This is a genomic window from Nocardia mangyaensis, from assembly GCF_001886715.1.
Taxonomy (GTDB): domain Bacteria; phylum Actinomycetota; class Actinomycetes; order Mycobacteriales; family Mycobacteriaceae; genus Nocardia; species Nocardia mangyaensis.
The window spans coordinates 1,122,449-1,138,453 of the sequence record NZ_CP018082.1; the positions used below are offsets into that span (position 1 = coordinate 1,122,449).

The following is a 16,005-nucleotide window of genomic DNA, read 5'->3' on the forward strand; positions in this document are numbered from 1 at the left end:
TGTTTCGTCGGCATTGCGCGTCGGATATATCACTCACACGCGGCTGAGCAGCGTCAACGGGTCCTCGAGGAAGCTGGCGGTGGTGGCGAGGAAGCGGGCGCCGAGTTCGCCGTCGACCATGCGATGGTCGAAGCTCAGGCCCAGGGTGGTGACCCAGCGGACGGCGAGTTCGTCGCGGAAGACCCAGGGGCGCTTGCGGATCGAACCGAGGCAGAGGATGGCTGCTTCGCCGGGGTTCACCAGGGGCACCCCGATGTCGACGCCGAAGACGCCGACATTGGTGATGGTGAAGGTGCCGCCGCGAAGGTCGGCGGGGGTCGCGTTGCCCGAGCGGGCGGTCTCGGCCGACCAGCTGATCTCGCGGCTCAGTTCCCGCAGGCTCAGTGACTGGGCGTCCTTGAGATTGGGGACGAGCAGCCCGCGCTCGGCGGCGACCGCGATGCCGAGGTTCACGTAGTGCTTGGTGACGATCTCCTGGTTCTGCTCGTCCCAGGCGGTGTTGACCCCGGGGTATTCCGCGATCGCCGCCAGCGCCGCCTTGGCGACCAGCGCCAGGGGAGTGAGGGTGAGGCCCTCGAAGGATTTCGTGGTGCGCAGGTGGTCGAGCAGCTCCATCGAGGCGGTGCAGTCGACGGTGACGAAGGTGCTGGCCTGCGGAATCGTGCGCGAGCTGGCCTGCATCGCGGCGGCGGTGCGCTTGCGGATACCGGTGACCGGCGTGCGCTCCTCGCGCGCGGCCGGCTCGATCAGTCCGCCGTCGCTGCCCGAGCCATTGGCCGGGATGGGGGCGTGGTCGCCGAGCTTGGCCTGGGTGCGCGGCGCCGTCACCGGGACCGCCGAGCGCACGTCGTCGACGGTGACCGCGCCTTCGGGCCCCGAACCGGCGACAAACCACAGGTCGATGTCGAGTTCCTTGGCGAGCTTTCGCGCCGCCGGGGTCGCCGCCGCGCGATGGGTGCTCGGCGTACTCGCCGCCATCGCGGCCGACGGGGTGGGCCGGCGCCTGCGCGAGGTCGCTTCGGCTTCGGGCCCGTAGCCGACCAGCACATCGGTGCTGGTGACCGACTCCGCGGTCGGTGGCGCGGTGATCTCCAGATCGTTGCGCACCCGGATCAGCGGTGCCCCGACCGGCACGGTGTCACCTGGCTGAGCCAGCAACTCCACCACGGTCCCGGAGAACGGCGAGGGCAGCGCGACCACCGCCTTGGCCGTCTCCACCTCGGCGATGGTCTGGTTCAACTCCACCGTGTCGCCGACCGCGACCGACCAGGACACCAGGTCGCCGTCGGCGAGGCCCTCACCCAGATCGGGGAGGCGGAATTCGAGAACGTGACCGTCGTCGGCGGCGGCTGGTTCCGGCACGGGGGCACCTTTCATTCTCACGCGGCTAGACAGCGATCGACCGCCGCCAGAATGCGGTCGGGGTCGGGCAGGTGGTGCTTTTCGAGCTTAGCCGGGGGGTAGGGAATGTCGTAGCCACCGACGCGCAGCACCGGCGCCTCGAGCTGATAGAAGCAGCGTTCGGTGACCCGGGCCGCGATCTCGGCGCCGAGTCCGGCGAACACCGGCGCCTCGTGCACGATGACGAGCCTGCCGGTCTTGTCCACCGATTCGGCGATCGTGTCGACGTCGATCGGTGAGAGACTGCGCAGATCGATCACCTCCAGCGAATGTCCTTCCTCGGCAGCGATCTTCGCCGCTGCCAGCGCGGTGGCGACGGTGCCGCCGTAGGCGAGGACGGTGGCGTCGGTGCCGTGGGTGCACACCCTGGCCTTGTGCAGCGGCAGATCGGGTTCGCCTTCGAAATCTACGTCGGCCTTGTCCCAATAGCGACGTTTCGGCTCGAAGAAGACCACCGGATCGTCGAGCGAGATCGCCTGGCGGATCATCGAATACGCATCCGCCGGGGTGCTCGGTGCGACCACCCGCAGGCCCGCGGTGTGCGCGAAATACACCTCGGGCGATTCCGAATGATGCTCGACCGCACCGATCCCGCCCCCGAACGGGATGCGAATCGTCAAGGGAGCCGTGACCTTTCCACCGGTTCGATAGTGGATCTTGGCGACCTGGGAGACGATCTGGTCGAAGGCGGGATAGACGAAACCGTCGAACTGGATCTCCACGACCGGCCGGTACCCGCGCAGAGCCATGCCGAAAGCCGTTCCGACGATGCCGGATTCGGCGAGCGGGGTGTCGATGACCCGGTTGTCGCCGAAGTCCTTCTGCAAGGTGTCGGTCACCCGGAACACACCGCCCAGCTTGCCGATGTCCTCACCGAGCAGCACGACTTTGGTGTCGTCGTCCATCGCCCGGCGCAGGCCGGTGTTGAGTGCGGCGGCGAAGGTGGTGATCATGGCTGCGCTCCTTCGGCGAGGTGGGCCGAGAACTGCTGTGCCTGCTCGGCCATCAGTGGGTGATCGGTCGCGTAGACGTGGTCGAACATGCTCGCCGGGTCCGGGTCGGGCATCTCGACGGTGGCGGTGCGCAGACGCCGGGCGATGTCGTCGGCGGTGTCGGCCACCCGCTGGGCGAACTCCGGATCGAGCAGGCCCTCGCGGTCGAGCAGCAGCCGGATGCGCTCGATCGGGTCGCGGTGCTCCCAGTACTCGGTGTCGGCGGCGGTGCGGTAGCGGGTGGGGTCGTCGGCGGTGGTGTGCGGGCCCATCCGGTAGGTCAGCGCCTCGATGAAGGTCGGACCGCCGCCGGTGCGGGCGCGCTCCACGGCCCGGCGGGTGACGGCGAGGACGGCGAGGACATCGTTGCCGTCGACCTGCACGCCCGGAATCCCGTACCCGTCGGCCCGGCGCACCAGCGGCACGGTGGACTGCACGGCGACCGGCTCGCTGATCGCCCACTGATTGTTCTGGCAGAAGAACACCACCGGCGCGCTCCACGAGGCCGCGAAACCGAGCGCCTCGGCGATGTCGCCCTCGCTCGTCGCACCATCACCGAAGTAGGCGATGGTGGCGATATCGGCGCCGTCGAGATGGGCGGCGTAGGCGTATCCGGTGGCGTGCAGGCCCTGGGAACCGACCACGATGTTGGCGTTGGTCATGTTCACCTGGTTCGGGTCCCAGCAGTGGTGGGCCACGCCGCGCCACAGGGCAGTGAGCTGCTCGGGAGGCACACCGCGGCAGTAGGCGACGGCGGTCTCGCGGTAGGAGCAGAAGGCGTAGTCGTCGGGGTGCAGGGCGTGCGCCGAGCCCACCTGGGCGGCTTCCTGGCCGTAGAGCGGGGGCCACAGGCCCAGCTGGCCCTGGCGTTGCAGGGCGGTCGCCTCGACGTCGATCCGGCGGGTCACCACCAGGTCCTCGTAGAGCTGACGCAGGCGGGCGCCATCGGTGTCGGCCACCAGGGCGGCGTGCTCGCGATCGAGTACACGGCGACCGTCGGGCTGCACCAACTGGACCGGATAGGTCTGCTTGTCCGACTTCTTGGACACCATCGAGATCGCCTCCTCATCACCGGCCTCGTGAGCCGACGCAAGTCCGACAATCGCTGAGTGCGATGTGTATCACTCAGCATCCACGATAATGCCGACTGCGCAAGCGATCGACACGGCGATGAGCAGAATGCATGGTCTCGGCGCACTCCCCGCTGTCATACTGCGTTGTATGACCAGTCGCGAACCCGTTGCCGTGACGCTCGACGCCACCGACGCGCGGCTGCTGCGCGAACTGATCGCCAACCCCCGCGCCACCGGCGTCGAACTCGCCGCTCGCCTCGGGCTGTCGCGCAACACGGTGCAGGCGCGCCTGGCCCGCTGGGACAGCGGCGGGGTGCTCGGTAGCTTCGAACGGCGGGTGGAACCCCGGGCCCTCGGCTATCCGCTGGCAGCCTTCGTCGCCGTCGTGGTCGACCAGCATCAACTCGACGGCGTGGTCGACGAACTGGCCGAGGTCGCCGAGGTCACCGAGGTCTGCGGGATGACCGGCTCCACTGACCTCACCGTCCGCATCGTCGCCCGTGACGCCGATGACCTCTATCGCATCGCCGGCCAGATCCTGAAAATCCCCGGCGTGGAGCGCACCAACATGGCCCTGGTCATGCGCGAACTCGTCGGCCCACGCACGGGCCCCCTCCTGGACCGCCTCGCCGGTCCGAACTGAGCTGTCGCGGCGAGGTCGTGGTCCGGTTCGGCGGCAGTCGCGATCACGGGCAGAACCGTCAGATTCCGCTGGGGAGGAAGCGGCGGACGATCAGGCCGGCTACCAGGGCCCAGAAGGCGCCGCCGATGCCGAACAGGGTGGTGCCCGAGGCAGCGACCAGGAAGGTGACCAGGCCGGCCATGCGGTGCTCGGGGTCGCTGAGGGCACCGGTGAGGGCGGCGGCCAGGGTGGCCAGCAGGGCCAGACCGGCGACGGTTTCCAGAGTGCCCGCCGGTGCGGCGGCGATGAGGGTGACCAGGGCCGCGGAGGCGAGGCCGAGGATCAGGTAGGTCGCACCGGCTGTGGCGGCGGCGATCCAGCGGCGTTTGGGGTCCGGGCTGGCGCTCGGGGCGGCCGAGAGGGCGGCGCTGATCGCCGCCAGGTTGATCGCGTGGCCACCCGCCCCCGCCCCGGCGATGGTGCCGAGACCGGTGACGAGCATCGAGGCGCGCCACGGCACCTGGTAGTCGAACGAGCGCATCACCGCGACGCCCGGGATGTTCTGCGAGGCCATGGTGACGATGTAGAGCGGGATCGCGATCCCGACGATCGCCTGCCAATGCCAGTGTGGCGCCGTCCATTCCACCGTCGGCACCATGGCCGCGAGGTCCAGGTGGCGCCCGCTGACCACGATATCGATGCCGGTGCCCACGGCCGCCGTGGCGAAAGCCACCAGCACCGCCCACTTCGGCGCGAACCGCACCAGCACCAGCCACACCACGATCACCGGAACCACCACGGCGGGGGAGGTGCGCAGCGCCTGTACCGGAGCCAGGCACAGCGGAACCAGCACACCCGCGAGCATGGCCTGCGCGATCGGCACCGGAATCGCCGCGACCAGCGCACCGAGCCGCTGCCACAGCCCGGTGATCACGATCAGCACACCGGTCACCGCGAACGCCGCCACCGCGCCCGCCCAGCCGCCCGCGACCAGCCCGGTACTCGCCAACAGCGCCGCGCCGGGCGTCGACCAGGCCAGGGTGATCGGAATCCGGTACCGGAAACTCAACAGCAGAATTCCCAGTCCCTGGGTCAGGCACAGCACCAGCAACCCCGAAGCCGCCTGCGCCGGTGTGGCCCCCACCGCCCGCAACCCGCTCAACACCACCGCGAACGAACTGGTGAACCCGACCAGTGCGGTGATCGCCCCCGCCCCGAGCGGCGCGAATATTCCCGCACGCTCGTCGACGACATCGGGGGTAGTGGTGGTGACCTGCGACATTGTGCAGATACTGCCCGTCACACCTGCTCGTGTCGCCAGCCAGTCCCGCGAAAGTGGCCTGATCTGGGGACTGCGGGTCGGCCTCGGCCTCTCGTCGAGCGCTGCGCAACGTCGACACGTCGTCGGGCCGGGCGGCGATGGAACTTGTTCGGCCCGGTGCGAATCGGGTCGGGTAGGGGCGAGGTGGTTCGGTACCGGCAAGCGATGCTGGTGCGTAGGGTGGCGAGGCGGGGGACTCGGGACGTGAGGAGTGGGCGTGGGCGCGGTGTTGATCTCCCCGGAGGAACTTCGGGAACAGCTGGCGGACAACAGGATTCATCTGCTCGATGTGCGGTGGGCGCTGGGTGATCCAGACGGCCCGCAGCACTACCTGGACGGGCACATCCCCGGTGCGGTCTTCGTCGATCTGGAGACCGAACTGGCCGCCGCGCCCGCACCGGCGCGCGGCAGGCATCCGCTGCCCGATCCGGGCACGTTCGAGAAGTGCGCGCGCAGCTGGGGGCTCGGCGGCGACGAACCGGTGGTCGTCTACGACGCGACCGGCGGCATGGCCGCGGCGCGCGCCTGGTGGCTGCTGCGCTGGGCGGGCGTGGCGAACGTGCGCATCCTCGACGGCGGCCTGCCCGCGTGGATCGCCATCGACGGTGAACTCGCCACCGGCGCCGAACCCGATCCCGCCTCCGGCGATCTGGTGGTGCGCCCCGGCGGACTCCCGGTGATCGATGCCGACACCGCCGCGACCTGGCCCGGTGTCCTCCTCGATGCCAGAGCTGGTGAGCGCTACCGCGGTGAGGTCGAACCGGTCGACCCGCGCGCCGGCCACATCCCCGGCGCGATCAGCGCCCCCACCGCCGAGAACCTCGACGACACCGGCCGTTTCCACGACGCCGACGCGCTGCGCGCCCGCTTCACCGCCTTCGGCGACGGCCCGGTCGCCGTCTACTGCGGCTCCGGCGTCACCGCCGCCCACCAGATCGCCGCCCTGGCTGTCGCGGGCATCGACGCCGCCCTCTATCCGGGCTCCTGGTCACAATGGTCGAACGACCCGAAGCGACCGGTCGCCACCGGCGCATAGCCGGTGGCGACCGTGCCGGGCGCGCGCTGCCAGCCGGCGTCGACGCGGCATTCGGTCGGCATCGCCGAACTCTCGCCGACACATCGCCAACTGGCGTGGATCTCGCTCGGCGGCGGATCACGGGCAATCCCGGGCGATGTCGTGGAGCACGGCGTTGTCGGCCGCGGTGATCGGGAGGTCGTAGTCGACCGCCACGGTGAGGTACTTGGCCGCGTAGAAGCAGTGGTTGGCGCGGGCGGGTGGGAGCCAGGTGCCGGGCGTCTTGTCGCCCTTGGCCTGGTTGACTGCGGCGCTGGTGGCCAGCAGGTTCACCGACAGGTCGTTGGCGAAGCGCAGGCGTAGGTCGCGCGACCACCCGGCGGCTCCCAGATCCCAGGCCGCGGCCAGGGGATAGACGTGGTCGATCTGGATGCGGCCGCCCTCGGCCTTGCGGAAGGGGATGTCCGTAGCGGTGTAGGGGTCGGCGAGTACGCCTTCCACCACCACACATCGGCCCCGCGTCACCACGTCCCGCAACTGCGCGGCCAGCACGTTGTTGCGGGTGTCGCAGCCGTCGTGACCGCCCGGCGCGTCGGTGTCGTCGGTCCAGGCCGGGCCGAACACGCATCCCTGGCCCGCCTTGCAGCCGCGTTCGTACCCGCCGGGGCGCGGGCGCGACGCCACGACCCGGACGGTGTCGAGCAGCGCGGTCACCTCCGCCCGCGAGGGACTGCCGGGCGCCGGGGCGACCGTCTGATCCGGAACGAGCACCCCACAGCCCGCGACGAAGAGCACCGCGCAGAGCACCCAGATCAGTTTCCCCATACCCGCAGGTTGTAGCGGGTGGCACTGACACGTTTCGCGACCGGGCAGATGACCCCTACAGCCAGGCGCGCGCCAGGATGTCGTCGGCGGCCTGCTGACTGGCACTCGGCGGGAAGCGGGTGGCCGCGATCGAGGACACGTGGGTGCCGTCGTGGCCGACCAGCCAGGACCCGCCGCGGTCCTCGCACTCGGCGATCTTGGCGAACACGGTGAGCAGGAAGGTGATCGATTCCCGCGGGTCGGCGGTGTGCGCCAACCGCTGGGATTCACCGGGTCTGGACAGATCGAGCCACACGCCGGACTGACCGTCCAGGCGCATGCCGACGATCTTCCCGGTGTCGATGAACGTGAACTTGCGCCGCTCCCACGGGGTGGTGGGGGTGTAGCTCTGCTCGAGAACCTGGAGCAGAATCGTCATCGCTGCCCTCCGCACGCGTACAGGGGTTCATCGGCCGAGCCGGTCATGGCCGGTTCGCCTGGGTCGGTATGAAGTTGTCGCCGGGTGATGGCCCGGCCGTGACCAGGGGATATCCCAGTATGTTCCGGGAGCGTCCAGAAATCCAGGGGTATGGGTACCGACGATCGGTGTCGGTGCCGCCTGCTTGGATGGGGGCCATGCTGCACGGTCTGTGGTCCCCTGGCTCGGGCCTGCTGCTGTGGCACGACGGAAAGCCGGTCGCGGTCGGTTCGGTGCTCGGCGACATCCTGGAACGCGCCCGGTTCCGCCACCGCGCCCAGGTGCTCGTCGTCGATGCCACGGGGCAGCCGAACACCGCCGAGGTCCGCGCGCACGCCCTCGCGCCGCCCACGGCGGCGGTCGTGCTGCGCAGTCGGCTGCCGCGCGAGAACGTCTCCGGCGATCTGCGCTTCCTCGCCCACACCGCGCGCGGGATCGAACGGTGGGTGCGGGCCGGGCGGGTCGTTCCGCAGGTCGAGCGCGCCGACGGCCAGTGGTGGGTGCGCTGGCGCCTGGTCGGCGGACAACGTCAGCGCGCCTGGTTGGCGGAGCTGGCCACGGCCATGCCCGCCGCGCTGCGGGTCGCCGGATCGCCCGCGGCCGTGCTCGACGATCTGGTCACCGAACTCACCGATCCGATCGCCCGCGAATACCTCGCGCACCGCACGATGACGCACCCCTTGCTGACCGCCCTGGTCGGCGACACCCCGCTGGAGGCCGGCTCCTACCGCTTGGCCGAGACACTGACGCAATGGCGGGCCGGTTACGCCGCCGACGAGCCGGAACTCGTCCTGCGCCTGTGCGAACCCGACGGCGAATTCGGTTCTCCCGACGAGTCGGTGGCGCTGTGGCGGTTGCAGGTGTGTCTGCGTCCGGTCGATGACGCTCCCAAACCCGTTGCCCTCGATGATGATCCGGTCCTGGTTCGCACCGCCGCGGAGAAGCTCGGCCAGGCTCGCAAGGCCTACCCACGCCTGCGCGACCTGCCCACCGACCCGCGCGGCCTCGATCTGCTGCTGCCGACCGAGGTCGTCGCCGACCTGGTCGCCCACGGCGCGAATGCCCTGCAGGAGGCCGGAATCCGGCTGCTCCTACCGCGCGCCTGGAACATCGCCGAACCCAGCATGCGTCTGCGGGTCAGCAGCCCGGCCGCCGCCGAGTCCACCGTAGGCCTGAGCGGATTGCTGTCCTACCGTTGGGAACTGGCCCTCGGCGACCTCGTGCTCACCAAGGCCGAGATGGAACGGTTGATTCGCAGCAAGTCGGATCTGGTGCAGCTGCGCGGCGAATGGGTGCAGGCCGACCGCCGTGTGCTGGCCGCCGCCGCCCGCTACGTAGCCCAGCACATCGACGACACGCCGATCACCCTGGCCGACATGATCGGCGAACTCGCCGCCGAACGCGTCGACGACGTCCCGGTCACCGAGGTCACCGCCGACGGCTGGGCGGCCGAATTGTTCGCCAGGGAGGGCGAACCCGAGCCCGTCCCGACCCCGGTCGGCCTGAAGGCCCAGCTGCGCCCGTACCAGGAACGCGGCCTGAGCTGGCTGGCCACCATGAGCCGCCTGAACTGCGGTGCGATCCTGGCCGACGACATGGGCCTCGGCAAGACGATCCAGGTGCTCGCCTTGCTGGTTCACGAGCGCGAAGCGGTGGCCGCGCGGGCAACTGGCGAGCCGCCGGGTCCGGCTGAGCGGGTCGGCCCCACGCTGCTGGTGTGCCCGATGTCGGTTGTCGGCAACTGGCAGCGCGAGGCGCAACGCTTCACCCCTGACCTGCGGGTCCTGGTGCACCACGGTGCCGGTCGGCTCAAAGGCGCAGAATTCGCTGGGGCGGTGAGTGATTCGGATCTCGTCGTCACCACCTATGCCCTGCTCGCCCGCGACGCGACCCTGCTCAGCGAACAGCAGTGGGAGCGCATCGTCCTCGACGAGGCCCAGCACATCAAGAACGCCGCCACCAGACAGGCACGCGCGGCCAGAGCGCTTCCCGCCCGACATCGGTTGGCGCTCACCGGCACTCCGGTCGAGAACCGCCTGGAAGAACTGCGCGCCCTGTTCGACTTCGCCATGCCCAAACTCCTCGGCAGCCCACAATCGTTCCGGGCCCGCTTCGCCGTCCCGATCGAACGCGAACGCGACCAGCACGCCATCGACCGGTTGCGCCTGATCACCGACCCGTTCGTACTGCGCAGACTCAAGACCGATCCGACGGTCATCAGCGACCTCCCCGAGAAGCTCGAGATGACGGTGCGGGCCAACCTCACCGTCGAGCAGGCCGCCCTCTACCAGGCCGTGGTCGAGGACATGATGGAGAAACTGAAAGACGCGAAGGGCATGGCCCGCAAGGGCGCGGTGCTCGGCGCGCTGACCAGGCTCAAGCAGGTCTGCAACCATCCCGCCCACTACCTGGGCGACGGCTCCCCGCTGCTGCGCCGGGGCAGCCACCGTTCCGGCAAGCTGGCCTTGGTCGAGGACGTCCTGGACGCGGTGATCGCCGACGGCGAGAAGGCCCTGCTGTTCACCCAGTTCCGCGAGTTCGGCGACCTGGTCCTGCCGTATCTCACCGAACGCTTCGGCGGTTCCGTCCCGTTCCTGCACGGCGGGGTGTCCAAACAGCGCCGCGACGACATGGTGACCGGCTTTCAGCGCGACGATGGTCCGCCTCTGATGCTGCTCTCGCTCAAGGCGGGCGGCACCGGTCTCAACCTCACCGCCGCCAACCACGTGATCCACCTGGACCGCTGGTGGAATCCGGCGGTGGAGAACCAGGCCACCGACCGCGCGTTCCGGATCGGTCAGCGGCGCGCGGTGCAGGTTCGCAAGCTGGTGTGCGTGGACACCATCGAAGAGCGCATCGACGAGATGATCAGTGGCAAGAAGCAGTTGGCGGAGCTGGCGGTCGGCACGGGGGAGAACTGGATCACCGAACTGAGCACCGACGAACTGCGCGAGCTGTTCACTCTCGGCGCCGAGGCGGTGGGGGAGTAGATGGCCGATTTCAGTCAGTTCGGACCGCGCAAACCGGTCAGCGGCGGCGCGCGGGCCCGCGGCGGCTTCGGTCGCACCTGGTGGGGCAAGTCGCTGCTCGACGCCGTGGAGCAGGTCGCCGACGCGGGCAGGCTGTCCCGCGGCCGCACCTACGCCAGGGCCGGGCAGGTGGTGAACTACCGGATCGAGCGCGGCGCGGTCACCGCCGAGGTGCAGGGCAGCCAGCCGCGCCCGTTCACCTCGGTCCTGTCCGTGCGCCCGCTGCGTACGGAGGAGATCGAGCTCCTGCTGGCCGAGATCAGATCCGCGCCCGGCATGCTGGCCGAGATCGTCTCCGGCGCACTACCACCCGCCCTCGGACCGCATCTGCTGCCGACCACCGCCGCCGAACTCGACTTCTCCTGTAGTTGTCCGGACATGGGCTGGCCGTGCAAACACGTCGCGGCCGTGTGCTACCTGCTCGCCGAACGCCTCGACGAACAGCCCGGTGAGATCCTCACCCTGCGCGGCCTCGACCTCGACACCCTGATCGGCGGCGTCGAGAAGTCCACGCGCGCCGTCGAATCCGACGATCACTATGGCGACGACCTGATCCTGCCCGACCTGCCCCGCATCGAATTCCACCCCGTCATCGAGGATCTCGACCCGATCCCCCTGCGCCGCGCCCTGCGCATGTCCTCCGAGGACGAGCAGACCGCGTCCACGGGCCTGCGTGAATTGCGCTCGCTCTACCCCGAATTCGACAGCTGAGCTCAGTCGATCCGGTAGACCCGGACGGCATTGCCGCCGAACACCTTCCGCAGGTCCTCGGGACCGGCGCCCGCGTCGGTGAGTCCGGTGGCGACGGTCTCGGCCGCGCCCGACAGGGTGGTGATCGGTTTGTCGATCGGGAAGTTCGAGCCCCAGATCAGCCGGTCGGCGCCGAAGACCGCCAGCGCGTGTCCCAGTAGCGGACCCACCCGGTCGACCAGGGTCGACACCGGTGTCGTGGTGCCGCGCCGCGGGACCGGGTGCCCGAGGACCGGCATCATCAGCCCGCTCACCTTCGCCACCACATTCGGTTGCGCGGCCAGGTCGGTGAGGTCGTCGCACCAGCGCTCGAACAGGCCGCGGCGCTGCGCGGCGGTGCGGCCGGTGTCCTGCCCGAAGATGCCCGCCGGGGTACCCAGGTGGTCGAGCACGATCGGCACCTCGGGATACCGTTCGGCCAGCGCCGTCACCTCGGGCAGCTGCCCCGAGTAGACCCACGCCTCGAACGAGAGCCCGCGCTCGGCCAGCCGTCCGAATCCGGTCAGGAAGGCGGGTGCGGTGAGCGCGCCGTCGTGCGCGGCGAAGGACTTGATATCCGGATCCGGATGGTGGGCGACCATCGTCCTGATCCCGCGGAACTGCGGCGAGGCGGACTGATGGGCGTCCAGGACCGCACCGAAGTCGGCGGCTGCCGGATCGGCCGATCCGACGATCGCGGCCAGCACTGGGGTGTCGACGCCGAACGGCAGGCTCGCCACCCAGCGCGTCTCGTCGGCTTTGGCGCCGTCCCACTCCACCTCGACGTGCACGATCGACGACACCGGCGTCGCGCCCAGATCCGAACGGTAATTCGCAGGCAGATACGGATTCAGATACGCGGTCGGGTCACCGACGAATTGCCGGTCACGCCGCGGCGCCAGTTTCGCCGCGATATCCACCGGGAGCGGGATGTAGCGCATCAGCTTGGCCAGTGTGCTGAATTCCCGCGGTGTCGCGTGCGGGTCCCACTGGTGGATGTGCGCATCGATGATGTCGAGGCCGGTCAGATCCATACTGTGCGTCCCATCGCCGCCGTCTGCTCCCGTGATTGTCACACGCGCCGACCAGGGACGGACCGGTTCGTAGGTCCCGTCGGGGATTCAGCGCTGGAGGAGCGCGACCGCGACGATGAGCAGTGGCACGAGGATCGCGGTCGCGAAGATCGCGATCTTGGCACGCATGCCCGGCCGCTCCTGCGGGACGAAACCGGCGGCTCCCCGGCTGTGAATGGTGTAGGGCGCCGCGTAGTAGAGATGGACCGGGCCGCGGGTGGTATCGATGTCGAGCGTCGCCCGGCCGCACCGCCAGGCGTACTGCGACCACAACTGGACCCGATGGTGTCCGGGCAGCAGCTGGAAGTGATTCGGCCCGGGACGCAGTTCCACGACGTGACCCGGCGCGAACTCGGCCATCATGGTCGCCCGGCGGTGCCTGAGCTTGATCCCGGTCGACGCCGTGATCGCGACGGGAACAGTGGTCGGGTGAGAGGGTCGCGCTGGATGCACGAACAGAGAACCTACCGTGACCGCGATACCTCGGCCGGTCGCTCTCCGTGCGTGAACTCGTAGTCGTCGAGGTCGAAGTGACCACTGCGCCAAGCCGATTCCACCGTCGAGGACGGTCGCAGCGGAACATCGCCGTGCTGGTCGAAGTAGTAGCTGTTGGCCACCGCGCAGCTGTCCTGCCAGAACACCTGCCCGCCGCGCCGAGCCAGCATCTCCCGGAAGAATCGGTCATTCGCTTCGCCGGACACCTCGACTCTGGCTGCCCCCACGGTGCGCGCGTGCCGCAGGCACCGCAGAATATGGCGGGTCTGATTCTCGATCAGCGTGAAATACGACGCGCCGTTGTAGCCATAGGGCCCGATGATCGAGAAATAGTTGGGGAAGCCCGGCACGGTGACGCCCTCATAAGCCTGCAATCGGTTCTCGTCCCACCATTTCTCCAGATCACGGCCACCGACCCCGTGCAGGTCGTAGGTCGGCATGTTGCCCGATTCCATCACCTTGAATCCGGTGGCCAGGATCAGGACATCGGCCGCGTGCTCGACCCCGGACGCCGTGCGCACACCGGTGGCGGTGACCTCGGCGATGGCATCGGTCTCCAAGGTGACATTCGATCGGTTGAAGGTGGCGAGGTAGTCGTTGGAGAAACTCGGCCGCTTGCAGCCGAGGGCGTATTTCGGGGTGAGCGCGGCCCGCGTCGCCGGGTCCTTCACCTGCCGCCGCAGATGCGCCAGACCGGCGCGTTCCCCGATCGCCGCGGTGGGCAGCGAGGTGTAATAGTGCGCGGCCAGCGGGAAGGTGAGTTCGACGTAGGTCTGGCTGATCAGCCGGGTCAGGGCGCGTCCGCCGGGGACTTTCAGCGCCAGCCGGGCGGCGGCGGGAAGTGGCATGTCGGGCCGCGGCAGGCACCAGATCGGCGTGCGCTGGAAGACCGTCAACTGCTCCACCTCGGGGGCGATCTCGGGAATCACCTGCACGGCCGAGGCTCCGGTGCCGATGATCGCCACCCGCTTGCCCCGCAGATCCTGGCGGTGATCCCAGCGCGAGGTGTGCATGGTGATGCCGGCGAATTCCTCGATGCCCGCGATCTCGGGCAGTTTCGGGCGGGTGAGTACACCGGTCGCGCTGATCACGAAGCGCGCCGTCAGTTCCGCGCCGTCGGCGGTCCGCAGAACCCAGCGGCCGCCTTCCTCGTCGAAGTCGGCGGCGAGGACGGTGGTGCCGAAGCGAATGCGCGAGCGCAATTCATACTTGTCGACACACGATTCGGCGTAGGCCTTGAGTTCGCGACCGGGCGCGTACACCCGCGACCAATCGGTGCGCTGTTCGAAGGAGAACTGATAGCTGAACGACGGAATATCAACGGCGACACCGGGATAGGTGTTCCAGTGCCAGGTGCCACCGACACCGTCGGCATCGTCGACGATCAGGAAGTCGTCGAATCCGGCCTTGCGCAACTCGATCGCCGCGCCGATGCCGGAGAACCCGGCCCCGACGATGACGATCTCGTTGTCGACTCCAGCGGTGGTCATGCTGTCTCCTTCATCCGGGTGGGAATGCCGGTGTAGCGGGTGCTGCTCGCGCCGTCGATCGTGCGGACGACGTGTTGCGCGTCGTCGGCGTAGACGATGGTGTCCACCCGGTGCTCGATGCCGTCGACGGTGCGCACACCCAGCGGCGCCAGGCGCGCGATCGGCCAGGTGACCAGCGTGCAGTGCGGTTGCCGCAGCGTGCGGTAGTAGCTGTTGTGCACCGCGACGCCCGCGGTGTCGTCGGGCGTCAGTCGGTGCCGCAGCCACGAATCATGAATTTGCGCACGAAGATTCACCCGCGCGGCCAGTCGCACCAGACGCTGTGGCGCGCGGCGCAGCAGCGCGGCGGGCAGGGGGGCGCGGGGCAGGATCCACGTCGCGTCGGTTTGGAACACCGTCACCCGCGCGGCCTCGGCGGCGATGCCGGGCAGCAGGCGGGCCGCGGCCGCACCGCTGCCGATGATCGCGACGCGCTCGCCCACGAAATCCCGGCGGGGCAGGAACGCCGTGCAGTGCGTCTGCCGACCGGTGAACGTGTCGTCGTGGCGGGGCGCCGTCATTTCGCCACCGGTTCGTAGGTGAGTTCCTTGACCCAGGAGGGACGGCGGCCGAGCACTCGGATCGGAAACCGGTCGATGCAGGCATTGGTCACATCGGCAACCAGCTGGAACGGCTGACGACGGTGGATCGTGGCCTTACCGTGCATCGTCACCACGTGATAGAGCGGCATCCGCCGGATGTCGGGACTGCGCTCGCCCACGTTCTCGTAGCGCCGCACCGCTTGCCACAGTTTCTCCTCGTCGAGGCCGAGGGCGATGATGTTGGTCGACATCCGCGACAGCAGCGGCGCGTAGAGCAACGCGCCGAGCACGAACGACGGGCGTACCGCGAAACCCGCTGTCTCGATGGCGATCTTGCGCAATGGTCCGGCACCGAGCTGCTCGAGCACCTGGAATCCGACGGCCAGGTGGCGAGATTCGTCGTTGTTGATGTGCCGGAACACCTGGTGGCACACGGGATCGTCGACCTCGTCGAGCAGGAACTTCACCAGAGCGCCGTCCAGCGCTGTCTCCAGCGAGGGGATGACGGTGCCGAGCACCGGCAGGCTCAGCTGCTCGGCGTAGCGGTCGAGCCAGCTGATGACCAGGCGAATGTTCTTGTTGGGCTCGGGCATCGCGTCGCCGTCGAGCATGCCCCAGCGGCGCATCAGGGCCGGTTCGGCATTGGCGTGCTTCTGTTCCTCGGCGTGGAAGTGCTTGTAGATCTCGCGCAGCGCGCCGGGTGGGGCCTGGCGCACCAGGGCGGCGAAACCGCGGGCGCCGACGTGTTCGATCCACACCAGATCGGCCATGAAAGTGGCCAGGCGCGGTCGCTGCTCGTCGGTGATGGTCTCGGCGCCCGGTGCGTCCCAGTCGATGTCGGCCAGGGCCCACTGCCTGGCGCGAATCGTGGCGAGCATGTCGGGATAGGCGAACGTCATTGT

Annotated in this window: 15 protein-coding genes; 4 read left to right on the plus strand and 11 right to left on the minus strand. The window is 69.2% G+C overall.

Annotation, left to right across the window (positions count from 1 at the left end):
- Positions 1–33: 33 nt before the first annotated feature.
- From BOX37_RS05105 to pdhA, 3 genes are read right to left on the minus strand one after another with little or no spacing between them, the layout of a single operon-like run.
- Positions 34–1,377, minus strand: coding sequence for a dihydrolipoamide acetyltransferase family protein (locus tag BOX37_RS05105; protein WP_071926622.1), 1,344 nt, complete (start codon positions 1,375–1,377; stop codon positions 34–36).
- Between the two features lie 2 nt (positions 1,378–1,379).
- Positions 1,380–2,354 carry an alpha-ketoacid dehydrogenase subunit beta gene (locus BOX37_RS05110; protein WP_071926623.1) on the minus strand — a complete coding sequence of 325 codons (975 nt, stop codon included), beginning with the start codon at positions 2,352–2,354 and terminating at the stop codon, positions 1,380–1,382.
- Entirely contained in the window at positions 2,351–3,445 is a 1,095-nt protein-coding gene (gene pdhA / locus BOX37_RS05115; protein WP_071926624.1) for a pyruvate dehydrogenase (acetyl-transferring) E1 component subunit alpha, read from the minus strand. The genes BOX37_RS05110 and pdhA overlap by 4 nt, the downstream gene beginning before the upstream one ends.
- A 169-nt stretch (positions 3,446–3,614) precedes the next feature.
- Here pdhA and BOX37_RS05120 point away from each other — a divergent pair, with 169 nt between their 5' ends.
- Entirely contained in the window at positions 3,615–4,109 is a 495-nt protein-coding gene (locus tag BOX37_RS05120) for an Lrp/AsnC family transcriptional regulator (RefSeq protein WP_071926625.1), read from the plus strand.
- Between the two features lie 58 nt (positions 4,110–4,167).
- Here BOX37_RS05120 and BOX37_RS05125 read toward each other — a convergent pair whose 3' ends face one another.
- Positions 4,168–5,370, minus strand: coding sequence for a benzoate/H(+) symporter BenE family transporter (locus BOX37_RS05125; RefSeq protein ID WP_071926626.1), 1,203 nt, complete (start codon positions 5,368–5,370; stop codon positions 4,168–4,170).
- A 256-nt stretch (positions 5,371–5,626) separates the two neighbouring features.
- Between BOX37_RS05125 and BOX37_RS05130 the strand changes: the two genes are divergently transcribed.
- The gene (locus tag BOX37_RS05130) at positions 5,627–6,445 is read left to right on the plus strand and encodes a sulfurtransferase (RefSeq protein WP_071926627.1); all 819 of its coding nucleotides are present in this window, start codon (positions 5,627–5,629) and stop codon (positions 6,443–6,445) included.
- A gap of 117 nt (positions 6,446–6,562) precedes the next feature.
- On the opposite strand, the gene BOX37_RS05135 is transcribed toward BOX37_RS05130, so the two are convergent.
- Positions 6,563–7,249 (minus strand): HNH endonuclease family protein, encoded by a 687-nt coding sequence (locus tag BOX37_RS05135; RefSeq protein ID WP_071926628.1) that lies wholly within the window; start codon positions 7,247–7,249, stop codon positions 6,563–6,565.
- A 55-nt stretch (positions 7,250–7,304) separates the two neighbouring features.
- Complete coding sequence (locus BOX37_RS05140) at positions 7,305–7,667, minus strand: hypothetical protein (RefSeq protein ID WP_071926629.1); 363 nt, start codon at positions 7,665–7,667, stop codon at positions 7,305–7,307.
- A 197-nt stretch (positions 7,668–7,864) separates the two neighbouring features.
- Here BOX37_RS05140 and BOX37_RS05145 point away from each other — a divergent pair, with 197 nt between their 5' ends.
- Together BOX37_RS05145 and BOX37_RS05150 are read left to right on the plus strand one after the other, a co-directional pair.
- A complete protein-coding gene (locus BOX37_RS05145; RefSeq protein WP_206045767.1) occupies positions 7,865–10,696 on the plus strand; it encodes a DEAD/DEAH box helicase in 2,832 nt (943 codons plus the stop codon).
- Positions 10,697–11,446 (plus strand): SWIM zinc finger family protein, encoded by a 750-nt coding sequence (locus tag BOX37_RS05150; RefSeq protein ID WP_071926631.1) that lies wholly within the window; start codon positions 10,697–10,699, stop codon positions 11,444–11,446.
- Between the two features lie 2 nt (positions 11,447–11,448).
- Here BOX37_RS05150 and BOX37_RS05155 read toward each other — a convergent pair whose 3' ends face one another.
- From BOX37_RS05155 to BOX37_RS05175, 5 genes are all read right to left on the minus strand, one after another.
- Positions 11,449–12,498 carry an amidohydrolase family protein gene (locus BOX37_RS05155; protein WP_071926632.1) on the minus strand — a complete coding sequence of 350 codons (1,050 nt, stop codon included), beginning with the start codon at positions 12,496–12,498 and terminating at the stop codon, positions 11,449–11,451.
- 87 nt (positions 12,499–12,585) lie between these two features.
- On the minus strand, positions 12,586–12,990 hold the full coding sequence (locus BOX37_RS05160) for a hypothetical protein (protein WP_156910265.1): 405 nt from the start codon (positions 12,988–12,990) through the stop codon (positions 12,586–12,588).
- Between the two features lie 11 nt (positions 12,991–13,001).
- Positions 13,002–14,522, minus strand: a complete 1,521-nt coding sequence (locus BOX37_RS05165) for a flavin-containing monooxygenase (protein ID WP_071926634.1) — start codon at positions 14,520–14,522, stop codon at positions 13,002–13,004.
- On the minus strand, positions 14,519–15,082 hold the full coding sequence (locus BOX37_RS05170) for an NAD(P)/FAD-dependent oxidoreductase (RefSeq protein WP_071926635.1): 564 nt from the start codon (positions 15,080–15,082) through the stop codon (positions 14,519–14,521). The genes BOX37_RS05165 and BOX37_RS05170 overlap by 4 nt, the downstream gene beginning before the upstream one ends.
- Complete coding sequence (locus tag BOX37_RS05175; RefSeq protein WP_071926636.1) at positions 15,079–16,002, minus strand: reductase; 924 nt, start codon at positions 16,000–16,002, stop codon at positions 15,079–15,081. Before BOX37_RS05175 ends, BOX37_RS05170 begins: the two co-directional genes overlap by 4 nt.
- Between the last annotated feature and the right edge of the window lie 3 nt (positions 16,003–16,005).

Bases quoted from the DNA above. Each gene is read 5' to 3' on its own strand.
- BOX37_RS05105 (WP_071926622.1), bottom strand. From the start codon at position 1,377: ATGAAAGGTGCCCCCGTGCCGGAACCAGCCGCCGCCGACGACGGTCAC.
- BOX37_RS05125 (WP_071926626.1), bottom strand. From the start codon at position 5,370: ATGTCGCAGGTCACCACCACTACCCCCGATGTCGTCGACGAGCGTGCG.
- BOX37_RS05145 (WP_206045767.1), top strand. From the start codon at position 7,865: ATGCTGCACGGTCTGTGGTCCCCTGGCTCGGGCCTGCTGCTGTGGCAC.
- BOX37_RS05175 (WP_071926636.1), bottom strand. From the start codon at position 16,002: ATGACGTTCGCCTATCCCGACATGCTCGCCACGATTCGCGCCAGGCAG.
- BOX37_RS05120 (WP_071926625.1), top strand. From the start codon at position 3,615: ATGACCAGTCGCGAACCCGTTGCCGTGACGCTCGACGCCACCGACGCG.
- pdhA (WP_071926624.1), bottom strand. From the start codon at position 3,445: ATGGTGTCCAAGAAGTCGGACAAGCAGACCTATCCGGTCCAGTTGGTG.
- BOX37_RS05165 (WP_071926634.1), bottom strand. From the start codon at position 14,522: ATGACCACCGCTGGAGTCGACAACGAGATCGTCATCGTCGGGGCCGGG.
- BOX37_RS05170 (WP_071926635.1), bottom strand. From the start codon at position 15,082: ATGACGGCGCCCCGCCACGACGACACGTTCACCGGTCGGCAGACGCAC.
- BOX37_RS05150 (WP_071926631.1), top strand. From the start codon at position 10,697: ATGGCCGATTTCAGTCAGTTCGGACCGCGCAAACCGGTCAGCGGCGGC.
- BOX37_RS05110 (WP_071926623.1), bottom strand. From the start codon at position 2,354: ATGATCACCACCTTCGCCGCCGCACTCAACACCGGCCTGCGCCGGGCG.
- BOX37_RS05140 (WP_071926629.1), bottom strand. From the start codon at position 7,667: ATGACGATTCTGCTCCAGGTTCTCGAGCAGAGCTACACCCCCACCACC.
- BOX37_RS05135 (WP_071926628.1), bottom strand. From the start codon at position 7,249: ATGGGGAAACTGATCTGGGTGCTCTGCGCGGTGCTCTTCGTCGCGGGC.
- BOX37_RS05155 (WP_071926632.1), bottom strand. From the start codon at position 12,498: ATGGATCTGACCGGCCTCGACATCATCGATGCGCACATCCACCAGTGG.